General features: G+C 52.9%; 8 protein-coding genes. 2 read left to right on the top strand and 6 right to left on the bottom strand.

What is annotated here, in order from left to right; all coding sequences use genetic code 11:
- Positions 1-325: 325 nt before the first annotated feature.
- Both NQZ67_RS20670 and NQZ67_RS20665 read left to right on the top strand, forming a co-directional pair.
- Positions 326-1177: a helix-turn-helix transcriptional regulator gene (locus NQZ67_RS20670; protein ID WP_371825335.1), complete on the top strand. Its 852-nt coding sequence runs from the start codon at positions 326-328 to the stop codon at positions 1175-1177.
- A 364-nt stretch (positions 1178-1541) separates the two neighbouring features.
- Complete coding sequence (locus NQZ67_RS20665) at positions 1542-4247, top strand: RCC1 domain-containing protein (protein WP_257449601.1); 2706 nt, start codon at positions 1542-1544, stop codon at positions 4245-4247.
- A 199-nt stretch (positions 4248-4446) separates the two neighbouring features.
- Here NQZ67_RS20665 and NQZ67_RS20660 read toward each other — a convergent pair whose 3' ends face one another.
- From NQZ67_RS20660 to NQZ67_RS20635, 6 genes are all read right to left on the bottom strand, one after another.
- Entirely contained in the window at positions 4447-4587 is a 141-nt protein-coding gene (locus NQZ67_RS20660; protein WP_257449600.1) for a hypothetical protein, read from the bottom strand.
- A gap of 204 nt (positions 4588-4791) precedes the next feature.
- On the bottom strand, positions 4792-8076 hold the full coding sequence (locus NQZ67_RS20655; protein WP_257449599.1) for an endo-1,4-beta-xylanase: 3285 nt from the start codon (positions 8074-8076) through the stop codon (positions 4792-4794).
- Positions 8077-8171: 95 nt separating this feature from the next.
- Positions 8172-14360, bottom strand: a complete 6189-nt coding sequence (locus NQZ67_RS20650) for a fibronectin type III domain-containing protein (RefSeq protein WP_257449596.1) — start codon at positions 14358-14360, stop codon at positions 8172-8174.
- Between the two features lie 146 nt (positions 14361-14506).
- A complete protein-coding gene (locus NQZ67_RS20645) occupies positions 14507-16111 on the bottom strand; it encodes an extracellular solute-binding protein (RefSeq protein ID WP_257449594.1) in 1605 nt (534 codons plus the stop codon).
- 88 nt (positions 16112-16199) lie between these two features.
- Positions 16200-17066, bottom strand: a complete 867-nt coding sequence (locus NQZ67_RS20640; RefSeq protein ID WP_371825336.1) for a carbohydrate ABC transporter permease — start codon at positions 17064-17066, stop codon at positions 16200-16202.
- Between the two features lie 36 nt (positions 17067-17102).
- Positions 17103-18044 (bottom strand): ABC transporter permease, encoded by a 942-nt coding sequence (locus NQZ67_RS20635; RefSeq protein ID WP_257449591.1) that lies wholly within the window; start codon positions 18042-18044, stop codon positions 17103-17105.
- Between the last annotated feature and the right edge of the window lie 145 nt (positions 18045-18189).

The following is an 18189-nucleotide window of genomic DNA, read 5'->3' as shown; positions in this document are numbered from 1 at the left end:
CTTAATATAAACCGCTTTCAAACACAATAAGAAAAAATAATTTTGTTATGAATTTGTTTTTAAACTTAGATAACAAATTTTACGTTTTTGTTAGGACGGAGAGATAGAGCCGGCCAGCAATGTCATCCCTAACTCATAGGCTTCGACGATGTTGTTCGAAAGCATATGTGACCTTGCCAGTCCGAGGATTAGGCAGAGCTTATTTCACTTCTAAGAATGCCAGCACTTAATTCCTTACTTCAAGATGCAAGTTTTGAAATAAACTTTGCTTTTTTTGTTGTGTGCTATAGGTGTAAACAATTAAACTAACGTGTAGAGGAAGGTGATGAAGTTGAAGGAGCGGCAGCATCCCAAATACCAAGTCGGAGAGCAGGACTTTACGATTCAATACATGTCGCGGAACGGCTCGAGCAGCATGCCCCGTCCTCACGAGCATCCTTTTTTCGAGCTGTATTACTTGCTGGACGGAGAGAGAGTCTACTTCATGGACGATAAAGTGTTCACCGTCAGGAAAGGCGATATGATGATCGTCCGCCCGCATGATCTGCATTCGACCGCAAGCACGGATAAGCCGAATTTCGAACGGGTTCTGATCGGCTTCTCCAGAAGCTTCATCGAACAGGGGGATGCCGAAGTAGCACGGCTGTTAGACGGAGGAGCATCCAGACTGATGCGGATTCCGCTCAAGGACCAGCCGGAGATCGAACGCTTGCTGCGCTCGATGCTTAAAGAATGCGAGGCGGAGCAGCCGCACTACTCTTCGCTCATTCGTTCCATGATGAACGAATTGCTCATTCGCCTTCACCGAATCGAAATCGCGCTGCATCACCAAGCGTCGCTCGAGAATGAGCATCCGATGCACCAGAAAATTTCGGAAATCGCCCAATATATCAAAGCGAACTATTACGAGAAGCTCACGCTGGAGCAAGTAGCCAAACATTTTTTTATAAGTCCTTCCTACCTCAGCCGGCTATTCTCCAAGCTGACGGGCTTCCACTTCCGCGAATATCTGCAGGTTGTGCGGATTCGGGAAGCCCAGAAGATGCTTGTGAACGGCCGGGAATCCGTACAACTCATCTCGGAGCAAGCCGGCTTCGAGCATATTGCCCACTTTAATAAAACGTTCAAGAAGATCACCGGTACGACCCCGCTTCAATTCCGCAAGCGGCACGGTTAATAATTGGGGTGATCCAATCGCTCCCGTTTCAGCCGAGATGTTGGGACCTAAAGAGTACAAACGCATGTTCACCAATGAGCCGACAGGGGCCGAATGCTAGAAAACGAGAAGTTTTGTTTGAATGCTCATAACCCCATCTTATGACAAATGTACCATATTTCTATAGTGCAACTAGCAGATTAACAGATTTCCGTAATATGGTAGATTTAAGGTAGATTAGAGATGGGAGTGAAGCTGGATGAAACGACGGTTTATGCTTTTCGTTTGCGCCTTTCTTTTGCCGACGTTGCTTGTACCTTATCAGGCAGCAGCCGCTGAGGCCGGTTCCGAGTTGGCAGTAGAGAGTTGGGATTCGGGAGCAAGGATGGTTTCAGGAGGAACGGATCATACTCTTGCTATCAAAAAGGGCGGAACGGTTTGGGCGTGGGGAAGCAACTATAGCACCGATGGAAGCACGACAGACCCTCATTATACGCCGGTTCAAATGGAGTTTCTCGATTTTGCGGCAGACATCACGGCGGGTTCTTCGTATAGTTTGGCACTCATAGGCGACGGTTCCGTCTGGTCATGGGACGGAGCAACCGGTTCTTCTCCCGTTCATTTAACGAATCTTAGCGCCGTGGTCGCCATTGCTTCAGGGCATCAGCATAATTTGGCGGTAAAAAACGATGGGACGGTATGGGCGTGGGGGTGGAGTATCCATGGTGTACTTGGCGACGGAGAGTGGACTATGGGCGATGAAAGCACAGAGGTTCATACCCCTATTCAAGTACAGGGCCTCGATTCGGTAGTCGACATTGCCGCGGGCCATCTCCATAGCTTGGCGCTTAGAAGCGACGGAACCGTCTGGGCGTGGGGGAACAACGACTCCGGCCAACATGGTGTGCCTGGCGGCTTGACCTTCAACGACGGGCCCTACACAACCACTTACCGTCATACTCCCGTTCAAGTCCAGGGTCTCGATTCGGTGGTAGCCATCGCGGCAGGTTATTCGCATAGTTTGGCACTCAAAAGCGACGGAACCGTCTGGGCGTGGGGGCATAATAGTTCCGGGCAATTGGGCGATGCGAGCACAACAAACCGTTTTACCCCCGTTCAGGTAACCAATCTCGGTTCGGTGACGGCCATCGCCGCGGGCTCTTCGCATTCTTTGGCGCTCAAAAGCGATGGAACCGTCTGGACGTGGGGCCATAACGCTTCCGGGCAACTGGGCGATGGAAGCACAACTAATCGTTCTTCCCCCGTTCAAGTATCCGGGCTCGATTCGGTGTCCTCCATCGGGACGAATGATGGTTCGCATAGTGTGGCGGTGAAAAGCGACGGGACCATTTGGGCGTGGGGGGCTAATAATGCCGGCCAGCTCGGTGACGGAACTACGATAAATCGTTCTACTCCCGTAAGAGTTGCGATTCCTATAGCGCCAGAGTGGCCTGGGTACGACGTGCTGGCGATTACCGATGTGACCAATAACAGCGTGCAGCTGAATTGGCAGCACGCCGCAGACGAGACAGGTATAGACAAGTACTTAGTCTACCAAGACAACACGCTGCTGGCTTCCTTGAACGGGGACGTGAACACCTATGAAGCGAATGGGTTGTCGTCAAACTCGACATACCTCTTTTCACTGGTCGCCGTCGATACCGAAGGCAACCAAAGCGTGAAAAAAGAAGAGGTCGTCACGACTGCGGCAAATCACCCCGTACCAAAAGGAGAAGCGCTGCTTTACCGGATTAACGGGACCATTCTCGACCTAGACCAAAACCGCATTTTGTGGAAAGAGACGGGCGATGAATCGCTTTGGCTGTACAACCGCGTCGATAAAAGCACGGAAAAGGTATACGACGCCAACGGTTCCAAGCACACCATTCGTACGGCTAAGCTATCCGCTGACGGCGTTGTGTATTCATCCGGCGCCGGGACTCATTATTGGGAGGGCGGGACGGTTCGCCATAGCTGGGCCGGTGAGAGCCCGTACGAAGTAAAAGGGAATTTCGCGGTATCCCGCAGCAACGTTGTGAATGTGAAGACGAAGGAGTCCCGTTACTTGCCGAATGCGTTTTTTAGCACGAGGAACTCGTTCGATCTGTCGGCTGACGGAACGCTCGTTTACGAGTACAATAATGGCATTCGCCGCCACCTCGCCGACGATACGTTCACGACGTTTAATCCTTCTCCGGCCGGGTATCCCTATGTATACAACGGGCCTTTGACGGACGGAACAAACATACTCTACAATGCATACACGGAGCAAGGTGTTTACGCGAAGTGGTCGCTCCAAGTTCGCGGCGCCGATGGCCAGGTTACCGAGATCGCCTTGAACCCTATCGAGAATGGGGATCATTATTCGACCGACCCGAGAACTTCGTACCAGATTCATAATGGATGGATTGCCTACAAGGAATACAAGAAGGAAATCGAGCGTTGGACCTTGAACGTCCGGTCGCCGGAAGGCGAGAAGAAACAAGTGTATACGGCCCCCAAATGGTGGCAGTTGACTGGCGTTCCTCTCTCCCTCAAGCAGTTGGGACCGGACGGCACGGTCGCGTACACGTTTCAAGATACGACCTACCTCTATTCCGCCCAGGATGGCAAACTGCTGCATTCTTTCAGCGGTCCAGGCGAGCTGCACTACCGAGATGGCGTATGGTACCGTGTGGACGGCGGTTCGCTGTATCAGATTGATCTGAATCAGCTCCAGCTTGCCGACTCCGTCTCTTATCAAGCCGACGATTCCTATTATGAGTATTCGTTGTATCACGGGTACATTTCGTCTCCTGGACAGGAGCTGAGCGGTTCTTGGAGCCCCCCTGAAGGGTTCCATGGCGTCGTCAAGGTATCCATGGTTTCGCCGGAAGGGGAAGATTATGACCTTAGTCTGGAGATCTTGGACGGCGGGGGTAACCGATTGCCGGAAAATACGACGAAACTCCCGGATGGTACCGAGTACAGTACAGCCGAGGTACCCGAAGGCTACACGGTTAAGTGGAGGGTTAAGGGGCATACGGACATGGATTACAGTCCGGATAAGAAGGTTGTCGTCTACGTGAATATCGTATATGACGATCACTGAAGAATCGCTAAGTTCTCGGAAATCTAAAGACCGGCCGCGGGATACTACCGCGGCCGTTTGGTTATCATTTCAGTCTCGAATTATTTCGCCTGCGCTTCATCGTCTTTTGGAATGGTTATATAATGAGCAGGTACTAACAATCCGACACCCAGCAGCCCGAGCATACCGAAGAAGAAAACATATATGGCCATAGCATCCATTATTTCGCGCCTCCATTCAAAGTTTGACCGGTCGGAAATGCCTTATCGATCGGTTCCATGTCCAATGCTTCCTTTACAAGAATGCCTAGTACAATGAGAATGGCTGCGCTGAATCCCATAATGATGAACATAACTTCCATTAATCCCACTCCTTCGCGAATTTCTTTCTAAGACTATTGTAGCCTTGCTTCAATGTTAGGGATGTGATTATTATCACAAACTAAAATAATTTTCTTCGCTTCCAGAGATAACGCCCATGCTCGTCGTAATTAGACAAAGGAGAGAGGCAGCTAGCTGCCTCTCTCCTTTGTCGTAAAGCTGTTCACGGGGAACTCGCTAGGCCATTACCATTCAAAGATCATGCGGGCCATCATAGCCAAATCGAGAATATCGATCCGGTTGTCGCCGTTCAAGTCGAAGCCTTTCACTTGCTCCCATCCTGCATCTGTTGAAGTGGCGCCATATGCCTTAGCCAGAATCGCCAGGTCGCCAATGCTGACCTTGCCGTCGCCGTTGTGATCGGTTGGAATCTTCACGATCACGGAAGACTGGAAGGCTAGTAAAGCAGCGTTCAACTGCGTGGCAGCCGCATCGATCTGCGCCTGTGTGGCTTTCGGGTTATTCGCTACGGCCGCCGCTGCATCGATGGCAGACTGCAGCGTTGCTTTGGAGCCTACAGGGTATTGTCCCACCAGCTTGCCTTCCACTGCTTGATCATGCGCGCTTTGCGCCTCGGCAATCAGCGCGTTCAGCCCCGCCTTGTCGATGACGTCGATTTGAACGCTGTGTACCGTGCCGGAATGGACCGTTTCCGTGCCAGCGCTATCCGCCGTCACCAATCGCGCGACCTCAATGTTGGTCAGACCGGCTGGTGCCTGTTCTTTCGCCCGGAACGACAACTTCATCAGATCCGCATTCGGATTGGTTTGGCCGGCGCCAAAATGAACGCCAAGAATGCGCAGTGTTCCGGCAGGTTCTGCCTTGTAATCGACGACGGCGAATTTCGCTTCGTCCGTCGAGACCGGCGGTGCGGCCAGCTCCAGCTTATCGGCATCGTAAGAGATCGTCACATCTTGAGCCAGCACGTTGCCCTGCACGCGGCTCAAACCGTAGACAAGGTCGAAGGAGCTGCCGGCCGTTACCTGATCGGAGCCGGTTAACCTTACAGGTGCTTTCGGTCCACCGATCGAATAGATGCCAAGATCGCCGAGGTCGATCGCATAGTCGTCCTGGAGCTTCTCGTATTCCCCTTCAAAGAAATCATCTAGATAGGAATGCCCAAGAATGAATCGGTCCGGATTCACGGCGCCGTAGTAGCCGGCGTTAGCATTGCTCTGACTATCGAACAGCACATAGCTTCCCTGCCATCCTGATCCAGCTACGCCCCAGCTGATGATGTGATCGATGTACGGGGCGAACTTGCCGAACAGTTTATACATCAGCGCGTACTGATAGCCAAGGGCGTCGGACTGTTTGACATTGAGCACTCCGGGAGCGGTTGCGCCGCCGCCTGGGGCGCCGGTCGGCAGCTTAAGGTCGAATTCAGAGAAAGCAATACCGGATAGCAGCCCTTGGTCAACCAGAGAGGCATAGAGGGCCATAGCATATTGGTTATCGCTTGCAAGGGTTTCTTTGACCGCATCGTGTCCTTGGATACCCATGTCTTCAATAAGGGGTCTTCCGTCATACAGCGGATCGGAGAGCCATGCGGTGTTCAGCTCGCGAATCATGTTGTAGGCCGTCCTCGCCTTTGTCCGGCTGGAAATGTCGTAATCGTTGTAGGTCAGCTTCGGCGGAGTCTCGACGATATAAGCGTCGATGCTTCCGTCATTGTCGTGCCCGTCGAGCTTCATGTACTCGGGGAGGTCCGCATAGTTGGCTTTGTACGCCGCCGCCATCTTGGCGTTCGGAGCCGCGATGTGCGCGTATTTGAACAGCAGGTAAATGTAATGCTCTCTGATGTCGCCATCAATGAGATCATCTGACATCGCGACAAGCCAGTTGGTGTGCTTGAGGCTCGCTCTCCAGCTGTTCGGATCCGTCGGTATGGTTTCGCTGTGGCGGCTTTCGTGAACCTCTTCGTTCAGTACATCCCATGAATTGAAGGGAATGACTCCGCGGGCTTCGCTTGAGCCATACTTCGCGTCTGTGGTCAGGAAGTGCCGCATCACCGTCATGGTGTGGTTAAACTGCACTCTTCTGGCGCTTTCTTTGTCTACCTTAACCGTGGTTGTAACTCCGTTGCCCAATCCGTAGAATCTGGCTGTGCCTTGATAACCGGAGGGAAGATTCGCGGGAATAATCTGTCTCATCCAAGCAGGAGCCTGGTTGTACCATGCCAGAACATGAGCGTGAGACTTATACTCTCCTGGTGTTCCGGAATCCCTGATCGCTTGATAAGAGCCGGTCGGGAAATTGTATTCGGCTAAGCCGGGAGCGGTGGTTGCACCGTTCAGCGGCTCGCCAGTCACGCTTCTCAGCCAGCTCGGGCCGCGGGGATGCGTGGAATCGGCCTTGAGGTTGTTGCCGTCGACAAAAATTTCATAATGCCGGGCTCTGGTTCCGGTTACGGGTCCTGTTCCGATCGAGCCGACCATGAAATGACCATTTTCCCTGTTGTAAACACTCTTGAGAGGCGCTACGGCACTCTGGTGCTCCTTATTAACTACGTCGGGAAGCGCAATGCCGCTCGGATCGGGCTCGAATATTTTGATATTCGCCACAAGCAGCATGCCGGTTTCGGCCGGACGGCCGTTCTCGCCATGGAGCTCGAGAATGAAGTTCGATGAAAGGCCTGTTGAGGCGTTAATGCTGTGGTGAGCCTTTAGCCAAGTTTCACCGTTGTAGCTACCAACCCAGTCGGGGTTAAGGTTGTTGTAATCGTAACCCCTGAGGTAGGAATCGAGGTCAGCGTTGTTCGTTCTGATTCTCCACCTCATGAATTTGCCTTGCGCGCTCTTCGGGTAGTACACATCAAACTCAATCGTGGAGCCTTCCTTCACATTTACGGCTGGGGACAACGGAGCTGCAAGCGTGATTCCGCCGAACGTGGTTTTTCCGTTGTGGGCATAATTGATCTGGAGCACGTCTGATTTGCCTTGGGAATCTGCAAAAGGATACGGGATCACTTGGTGCGTGCCGCCGGCAAAGTCGGCGGGGACACGGTTGTCAAGCGGCGTTCTTGTTGTCCAGACATTGGTAGGCGCCGTAACTTGTACAGGTACTTTACCAGGTCCCGGATCAAGACGGAAATAGGGATCCGAACCGTCCGCTTTGATCTGTCCAGAGAAAATTGTTATGGCGTCTTCGAGGCTGGCAATGGCTTCGCCGGAGGGAGTTTGCGGATTGCGCGCGAACTCAAGCGCTTTATCCAGGTCTTCGAGTTCGTCGGCGTACACCCACGGTAAAGCTTGGTTCACATCGGATCCGTCGTCGGTGCGGCTAATCTGGAGCGGGAATTCCTCGTTGCCGGCCTTTAAAGCTTCGGCTTGCGCAATGAGGTCGTTCAGTTCAAGCGTCGGTCCGCCTTCGGACGCGGCGGCCGGGCCTGGATTCAATGCGAATGAGGTAAGCAGCATGATGACGACGAGGATGCGGGAGACATGGATGAAGAGTTTATCACCTATCATCTTAATTTTGCTCCTTTTCTTAAGGCAACCTCTAAAACCTCGTTCTAGAGGCTGCCCAAATTTTTTCTAATAAAAGTCAAAGCCTTCTATCGAACTCACAGGCTTTTGTAAATCCGGAAGATGACGACTGCCGCTTGCGCGCGCGTAGTAAAGCCTCTTGGATGAATGGAAGAACCGTCACCTTTAATGATGCCTGCGTCAATCAAAGCCGCTACGCTTTCTTGCGCATAACCCGCGACGCTTGAAGCGTCCAGGAAGCCGTTCAAATCATCCATGCTTCCTTCCGATGACAGCTTGCCGGCGAGCTTGAGCGCTCTTGCGACAATGACCATCATATCCTGCCTCGAAATTTCTCCGTTTGGATGAAAGTTGCTGCCGTCCACGCCCGTTACGATGCCTAGCTGCTTCGCAATCAGAAGCGACTCATAATAATAATCGTCCTCGCTAATATCCTTGAAGCTTTCATTGGCGTCTACTTCAGCTTGCAATCCCAGCGCTCTAACCAGCAGGACGACAAAGTCCGCTCTCGTAATATTTTGATCGGGACTAAAGCTCGTTTCGGACGTGCCTTTAATGACGCCGTTGCCATATAAGGTATCGATGGCTTCGGATGCCCAGTCGTACTTGCCGTTGCCTACATCCTTAAAGCTATGAGGCGGAAGCGTCGGCTTCGGCGTCGACTCAGGGCTCGGCGTCGGTGTCGGACTTGGCGTCGGACTTGGCGTTGTTGTTGGCACCGGTGTTGGCGTTGGACTTGGCGTTGGACTTGGCGTTGGCGTCGGCGTCGATGGCGGAGGCGTCGACACGGCTTGCGTCGTCACGCGGACCGTCGGACCATCGCTGCTCAGGTTGCCTGCAGCGTCTCTGGCTTGCACGGAGAAAGTATACGTCGTATTGGGCGCAAGACCCGTCACTTGCCTGGATCGCACATCTCCCGCTACCTCCGCTACCTCCGCTGCGCCATTATAGATCGTATATCCCGTGACTCCCGTGTTGTCCGCGGCTGCCGGCCAAGTCAAGGTAAGGCTGCCCGTCGAGACGGAGGATGCCGTCAGCGCGCTTCCTTGCGCCCAAGTCGGAGCTTCGGCGTCTACAACCGCCAACGTCGTTACAGTAACCGATGGACCGTTCGTGCTCCAGTTGCCTCCGCCGTCTCCGGCTTCGACCTTAAACACATACTCGCTATTCGGCGTTAAGCCAGCCACCTCGTAAGTCAATGCCGTGCCAGCTACTGTCGCAATCTCCTCTGCGTCTTTAAAGATTTTGTACGCGGTGACCGCGGTCTCGTCCTCGGCTGCCGTCCATGTCAGCGTAAGCCCCGTCGTTCCGACATTGGATCCCGCTAGTTGATTTCCCGCCGGCCACGCCGGCGCCGTCGTATCGGCCGACGGCAATGTCGTCACCGTTACCGCTAGACCGTCCGCGCTCCAATTGCCCGCTTCGTCACCTGCTTCAACCTTAAATAGATATTCCGTTTCCGGCGCAAGTCCGATAACCTCGTAGGAAGTGACCGAACCCGGCAAGGTTGCCAATTCCTCCGCACCCTTGTAGATCTTATAGCTTGTAACGTCGTTGTTATCTTGCGCGGCAGACCAGGTCAGCGTAAGCGTGGTCGTCGCCAGATTTGTTGCTGCAAGCGTGCTTCCTTGCGCCCACGTCGGTGCGTCCGTATCCGGCAGCGTCGACGTTGTAACGGACTTGGAAGGTCCGTCCGTACTCCAATTGCCTGCCGCGTCGCCTGCTTCGACCTTGAACGTATATTCCGTTTCCGCCGTTAAACCGGTGACCTCATACGTGTTGACATTTCCTGCGAGATTAGCGATCTCTTCTGTTCCCTTATAGATCTTGTATCCTGTAACCGCCACGTCATCCTCTGCCGCGGTCCATGTCAGAGTTAGTCCGGTACTGGTAACATTGGATTCGGTAAGCTCGCTTCCCGCCCCCCATGTCGGCGAGGTCGTGTCCGTGCCGTTGCCGCCTCCCGTAATGGAAACGGAATACACAGTGATCGCCGAAGTTCCTTTCGCGAAGGTTAGGTTAAACTTGCCATCCTCGTACGAAACGGCGACGGTTACGCCGAGCGATGCCAGTTCCTCGTTATTCCCGAGGTATTCTTGTGCCAGCGTTGCAAGCAAAGCGGGCTGCGTCGCGCTTGTATCCGGTACCGTAATCGTCCCGCCGATCAGTACCGCCGCCTGCTCTACCGCTAATTGATCTTCGCTCACTGTCGCGACGCCTCTTGACTTCACGAGCGTCACATCGTTGTAAGTGACTTGCAAGTCGGCGGTGCCCAAGTTGCTTCCGTACAAGAGTATCTTGCCGTCTCTAAAAAATTCAGGCGTAAAGGTTGTCGGAACGGTCGCTCCGGCTCTACCGCTCATGATGGTATAGCTGGTGCCGTTATTCGTTGAGAAGTAGCCTTGTACGTCATTGCCTGTTTTTACGACGCGAAGATAATAGTTCGTGCCTGACAGACTCGTTTGACCGGTCTGGTTGTTGCTGGTTGTCGTGCCGGACAAGCCCGTGCTGATGACTTTGATGCTGTTGTCTACCCGGATGGCGCCGAGTCTGAAAAATTCGCCGGAAGCGGCATTGCGGATGCCGATGCCCACTTGCGTAGCGTTCGTAAACGCTGCGTCGCTTAGCGCTTTATCCACTGTCAGCCTTGCCGTCAGAGTCCAGTCTCCTTCGGCCGAACCCGGCAGCTGCAGGAGGTTTGTGCTGTTCGGATAGGGCGGATCCTGTTTAACCGTATTTAGCGTTACGCTTCCGTTCGAATTGTAGGTGAACGCTTCTCCGCTCGGATTGCCGATGCTCCAGCCGGCAGGCAGGCCGTCTGCGAAATCAATTACCTGCGTCGTGGAGAACGCCACCGTAAACGTTTTGACCGCCTCCCCTTTTATAAAGCGGATGACAGCCGTGTCGCTCGTGCTGCTTGCTTGCGAAATGCTTACCTTGACGCTTGGATCGTTAGAAGAAGCCGTAACAACCGGAACGGCCGTTCCATTGACCGTATACGTGTAGTCCGTCCTGTCTTGCGAGAAGTTGGCCGGCAAGCTGCCGTCAACAAAAACGTTATAGGTCGTAATAACAGGAGGCGTCAATGATAGCAAGTCGGCATACATGATGTTGGAATCCTTGGCATATACAGCCAACACAACCTTGGCCGTACCGGCAGGCTCGCTGTAGACAAAGGATCGGCTGTCGCTTTCGTGCCAATTCGCCACCTTCACGTTGACGGGCTGGAAAGAGGTCAGGCTAAGCGGCCCGCCTTGCAACACCCGGCCTACAAATTGTCCGCTGCTATTCCAGTAGCCGGCATCGCCCGCTTCGCGAGCCTGCAAAGGCTCGGGCATATCTCGGCCGCTAATCGGGGTCAGCGCCAGCTGCTCTCCCTCGTTATCGTAATAGACTAACGCCACTTCGATATCGCCCGGATTCTCGGCCGCGACGTCATAGCTCTCCGGACGATGCTTCATGGACATAAAGTGCCCTTTGAAGTCATAGCTTTCTCCGACGGTCAGCTTGCCGGTCACTTCTTGCCAGATGCCGTCGTACTGATTGGCGGCGTCGATCCGATTGGCCAGCTTGGCGGATCCCGCTACTCTGGACGTGCTGTTGTTTTTGAGGTATCTGGACAGGCCAGTGTAGCTTTGAATCGTGTCCGCGGTAAGCGCCGGACCCGTAACGGATTGCTGGAACGTCCCGTTATCGTAGCGGCCAGCGGACCAGTTGTTCGTGTTGGAAGCCGTCGCCGTGTCGAAATCTCCGCCCAGCAGAATGTTGCCCGGAATGGAAACCGTTGAATTGTTGGCGGCGGTACTCCAATCGGAATCGTTGGCGCCGAACAGGAAGCGGTCTACTGCGATGGAGCCGCCGCCGCTTGCTTCCGAAACGATGTAAAAATCTTTATGGCCGTATGCGCTAAGGTCACCCGTTTCCACCATGTCTTGGTATTTGCCATATCCGTTATTGGCGGGAACGGCAATGCGGGCCACTTCCCTGCCTAACGAAGCAATATCGGCGGAATCGCTAACCGCTGTTCCTACCGGAAGCACATAAGCGACCAGATCTCCGCCCTTGGCCGATTTAGCCTGCGCCGTAAGATAAAGCAAATGTCTGCGTACAACGCCTCCGTTTGCGGAGCCGTCCGCAAAGTTGACATTGTTGTAAGCCAGATAACCGCCATTATTTAGAGTGACCGCCTCGTTGGCTCGGCCGGCATTGCCCGCGGCGTCGCCTAACACGCCATTGTCGTTTCTTTCCGCCTCGAGGGTAGAGAAAATATCCCGCTCGCCGTCCAGTCCGTTATAAGTCGCGTAAGTCCCTTCGGACGGCACGATCGTGACGATGCTGGCCGACGGGATGTCGATGACGAATTTGCCGTTGACGACGGGGATCGTGCCCACCTTCCTCTGATTCTCGTCGCCGGAGGTCCGGAACACGGTAACGCTGGACGTTCCAACCGGGAATTGATTAAGCGTGAACTCCAACGGCTGAACGGAATCGTCGTTCTTGGCGTTGGATACCGTAATCGAGAAATCCGTATTGCTTCTGAAGCCGACGATATGAATGTCCTGCGCGGGTGAGCGCGTTACCTCGAAACGCTTGTCGCCCGGATTCATAAAGCGGGAGTAGTGGCCAAACCCGTAGAAGCGCTTGAACAGACGGTATTCGCCCGTCAATGTAGCCATTCGCCCAGGCTCTTGCTGCGAGTTTGTTGTTACGAAACGTATCAAGTCGGAGCCGTCGACGCCGTTGTTGTCCCACATGCTCCACCAGATGAAGCCATTAAAGCCGGGATTGCTTGTGAACATGTTGGTCATCAAATTGGACCATCGAACGGCATCGTAAATGTTCTGATTGCCATAACGATTGGTGTAGGCGCCGGCAGAACCATCGCCGGTATCCTGGTTCATAAATTCGGTTTGCCACAGCTTATATTTGGTCAGGTACTGCGGATACGTATTGCCAGCCGTCGTATAGTCCATCGGAGTTTGCGAGAAGCCGCCCGTATGATACAGCTTGGTCTCGTCCGTGCCGATCCCCGTCGTACCGTACAAATGCGTGGAGAATACATCCAGGTACGGATTTTTCATGGTAGCCGTCGCTTCGTCGACTTGGGAAAACATTTGGCCGCCCCTGCTTATGGAAGCATTGAGGTTCGTGCCGTCCACGGCTACGAGCTGCGGCGTAAAGTCAATGATTTCGCCATCGGGATTCTCGATGTCGTACAGAGCGCCGCCCGGCTCTACCGCTGCCTTTAATGTAGGTCCTACATATTCGTTGACCAATTCGGTTACATAAGCCGCGCTTCCGCCTGCCAGATCGACTTCGTTAAAGGGACCGACATGGGTAATCGGAATACCATATTGCTCCCACATGCCCTTTACGTAATGAACCAAATAATCGGCAAACGCCTGGTAATAGATTTTGACTTGCTTGCCATCGATAATAGCCACGTCGTTTCGAATAATCTTGCTCGGCGCGTTGGACGCCGAGTTGCTCATCCAGTAAGGGACCGTCCATACGCAGGCGTAAAATTGATCGACGCCATATTGCTGGGCCTGCAGCATCGTCCATACCTGGTCGAAGTCGAACAATTCCTTGCGAGTTCGCGCCGAGTCTTTCATGACGACGGGATCCTCGCCGGGAGCGCTTAGGAGGCTGGTCGGTCCGCCGCTATCACTCGGGATAGGCTGATTCCAGGATGGATGCTGCCAAACGAAACCTTCGAGCGGCACGAGCGTTCCGGGGTCATGCTCCGGTTCGTTCGGCCAAATGCTGTCGGTATTGCCATCGTAATAGCGATTTTCCGCTTCGATTTTGTAGCCGTACTGGCCTGCTGTACCGCGCATCGGAATTTTATTGCCTTCGATATCGAAGCCCGGATTATCGACATCCGCAAGCAAGGAAGTCACGGGATTAAAGCCGGGGCTTGCCGCCGTGCCGCTGGCGGTGAGGCCGCCGTTGTCGCCGATGATGACGCGCACGATATCGTGCCCCGTGCCGTTCTTCTCGTCGAAGGTTAGATCAAGCAGATGCCTTACCGTATCCTGCTCCCCCGCTGATGCAAGCTGCATCATATTGATGGAAGGCGTATAGGCATATGCGGCGCCGGCGCCATCCATTTCCTGATAGGTCGTATACCAATTGGCCGTGACCGGAGCAGCATCCGTCGCGGCCTGTACCGTACTGGAAAGAGAAGCTGGCGCAAAGAGAGATACTGCCAGCGCGCTCACCGTCAAATGCGCAAACGCCTTTCTCCTAATCCGTTTCACCATAATTTTGATTCCTCCCTGTCGCATGGCTCATCATGAATGAATGCGTTTTCATTCTTTTGCAAAACATGGAAGCCATTTTGTCTTCGTGCGGTGCCCCTGCTTCTCCCACGTTGGGAAGGAGAAGCAGGAATTCGCATGTTTCATGCTTACTTGGCAGCTTCGAAGGCTTGGCGTTTCTCGTCCATCACTTCTTGTCCGCCGATTTTCATGTAATCATTCACTTCTTTGTCGTAAAGCTTGTCGAAGTCTTCCGGTTTTGCCGTTATGACCTTAACGAATATTTCATCCGTTTTCTCTTTAAGAGTCGTGGCATACTTGATTTCCGCTTGGATCGGAGTCGTCACGCTTGGCTTGATAACGCCGTCCTTGCTGCCCAGCTCGATGCTGGCAATTGTAAATTCCTTGTGTTTCGGGTCGGATGCATTAGCGGCAATATTGAGGCTTTCATCCGTCGTGCTCACAAGCTTGCCGTTCAGAATGATCGCGTAGTCCGGATAATTATAAAGCGTTTGCTTGGCTTCTTCGTTGTCCAAAACTTGCGGCACGCCGTCTACCATCTCGTAGGTTTTGCCTTCTGTTCCGTTCTGAAGGGCGATAAAGTTCTCGGGCACAGCCATCCAGTCCAGATATTTCACTACGGCTTCGGCGTTCTTGCTTGATTTCGGCACGAACATGTACAGACCGTTCGGGGAGTAAAGCGCCTTCGGCGTTTTCCCGTCAGGTGTCGTGAAGGGATCGATCGGAACAAGCTTTGCGTTGGCATCCGCTTTGTATACCTCGGCCAGGTAACCTTGATAGACAGGCTCATTCGTGTTGGCCGTGGCTGCTCCTACAATGCCGTTGATCAAATCCTTCTGGTATTTTTGCTCATCCTTGTTCATCGATAGCGGGAAGTCCGGATCGATCAAGCCTTCGTTGTACAGCTTGTTCAAGAAGCGGAACGCTTCTTTGTTGCCCGGCAATAACCAGTCCGGGGTTGCGTACAGGTCCGCGTCCGTAATTTTATCCCACTCCCAGAACGAATATTGCAGCGGCTTGTTATGGAAAGGATCGATATGGCTGTAAGGAATGACTTTATCCCCGGATTTTCCCGGTTTCTTCTCTTTAAACGCTTTCAGCGTTTGATAGAATTCGTCCGTAGTCTTCGGGATCGGCAGGCCCAGCTCATCCAGCCAATCCTGGCGAATAAAGGTCGTGCTCTCCGGAAGGAGGACGCGGCGTGCCGGAATCGCGTATTGTACGCCGTCGAATTTGCCGTAATTCAATACGGTGTCGCCAAGAACCGCCTTCAGGTTTTGGCCATACTGATCGAGCAGCGGGCCAAGATCGGTTAAGCCGCCGTCTTTTACGTACTTCTGCACCGTCGGCGTATCATACGTATAGACGAGATCCGGTGCTTGGCCGGCAGCCATCAGCACGTTCAGCTTCTCGACCTCTTGCGAGCGAGGCACGGTTACGAATTCGACCTTGATATTGTTGGGATCGCCGAAGTTTTCCTGCACGTACTTGGTCATAAAATTGTCCGTGATGGGCGGTGCGCCGGTTGGCGTATTATTGCGGTCGAACAACTCGATGCGCAACGTGATGGGATCGCCCTTCGGCGCTTCCGTTGCCGGATTGGCCGGTTGATTGGACGGCTGGTTAGAAGGATCAGCGTTGCCTCCGTTATTGGTGGAACAACCTGCGAGAATGCTAGTCGATACGGCTACGGCCATTAGGCCGGCCGACCATCTTTTGGACTTCCTGTTCATTTGACCCTCTCCTTAAGTTTTGTGTAATGAAGTGGAACAAAACCGCTTCGGAAGCATTGGCTTAATTATTATAATCCATCCTTGCCTCTTAACCTTTGACTGCGCCGATCATCATGCCCGATACGAAGTAGCGCTGCAGCCACGGGTACACTAACAAAATCGGAATCGTGGCAAACATGATGGATGCCGCTTTAAGGCTTTCAGGTACCGGCACGGTAGTGCCGATGCCTTCGAGCATGCTGTTCACCTGGCTGTTCATCACCATCTCGTAAAGCCTGAGCTGCAAGGGATATAAGTTGGAGTTCGTAATGTAAAGCAAAGCGTCCATAAACCCGTTCCATCGGCCGACGGCATAAAACAAGCTGATCGTCGCCAGCACGGGCAGAGAAAGCGGTAAAATAATGCTTGTTAATATGCGGAACTGACTTGCGCCGTCCATCCTCGCCGATTCTTCAAGCTCCGCGGGGATGGAGCTAAAGAAGGTTTTGACGATGAGCAAATAAAACGCGTTAATGGCACCCGGAAGAACCATTGCCCATATGGAATCCAACAGATTCAAATTTTTAACGTTCAGATACTCCGGAATCATTCCGCCGCTAAAAAACATCGTAACGACGATCACGAATAGAAAGAAATCGCGTCCTTTCAGATGCTTTTTGGTTAAGGGATAAGCCGCTATAATCGTCAACGCCATCGCGATAACGGTATACAAGCTTACCATGCCTATCGTAAATCCAAGCGAGCGTATCATCTGTGCGTTGCCGAAAACGGCCTTGTATGCCGTAAAATCGATATCGAGCGGGATCAGCGTAACCTTGCCGGCCATAATGGCGCTGTTCCCGCTAAGCGACAATGCCAAAATATGAACCATTGGCGCCAAACAGAGCAAGCTTGCGATCGTGATCGCAAGGATCAGGGCGATATCCAACATTTTGCCGCTTGCGCTGCTCCCAATGCGGGCGTTACTCGGGCTTGTCATGATTATCTCCTCCTACCATATGCCCTGGTCGTTGACCTTGCGGGAAATCAAATCGGCAGACAAGAGGAAGATCAAACCGATGACCGCCTGGAATAATCCAATAGCGGTTGCTATCGTATAACGCGCCGATTGGATACCGGTTTTGTACACGTACGTACTAATGACTTCCGATACATCCGTGACAAGCGGATTGCTTAACACGAACGGCCGATCGAAACCGATGCTGGCCATATGCCCGATATTGATGATCAGCAATATAATGATGGTGGGCTTAATGCCCGGCAACGTAATATGCCATATCTTCCGCAATCGGCTGGCTCCGTCCACATCGGCTGCCTCATAAAGATCCTTGTTGATGCCGGTCAAAGCCGCAAGGTAGATAATGGTTCCCCAGCCCGCGCTCTGCCATATGCCGATGCCAAGATACGTAAACACCCAATAGACCGGCTCCGTCAAGAAAGGTATGGCCTCAAGGTTAAGCGATTTCAGCACGTTGTTCACGATGCCCGTATTGGTCGCGAACAACTGAATCGCTATGCCGCCGATGATCACCCAAGAGATGAAATGCGGCAGATACAGCACCATTTGGGCGCCTCTCTTAAACCATTGAATCCGCAGCTCGTTAAGCACGATAGCTAATAGAATCGGAAGCGGGAAGCTGACTAGCAAATCCAGCAAGTTCAACATAAACGTGTTTCTTAACGCCAGGTAAAACCCTTGCATTTGAAAAATCTCTTTGAACGTCTCGAAGCCCACCCATGGACTTCCCCAAATGCCTTTAAAAATGTTGTAATCCTTGAATGCGATCACCGCGCCAAACATCGGTACATACTTGAAGGTTACGAAAAACGCCAAGGGTACCAGAATTAAGATGTATAGCTGCCAGTCGCGGAGCAAGGATCGGAACGGCAGTCGTGGTGCCGTTCTGCGCACCGGCTTGGTTGTTATGGCCATCTACCTCCTCTGAAGTTAATCATTGCCTTCGCCCATGCATGGTTAGGCGCTGCTTACGGGCTTAAATGTACCATCCCGCCGCTTCGCTTGAACATTGACAATAATTTAAGGGCTAACTTCGCTGCTCTTTACCTTTATTGAACGG

It is taken from the genome of Paenibacillus soyae (genome assembly GCF_024623455.1).
In the GTDB taxonomy this organism is placed as follows: Bacteria; Bacillota; Bacilli; order Paenibacillales; family Paenibacillaceae; genus Pristimantibacillus; species Pristimantibacillus soyae.
This window is presented reverse-complemented; position numbering and strand designations above follow the sequence as displayed.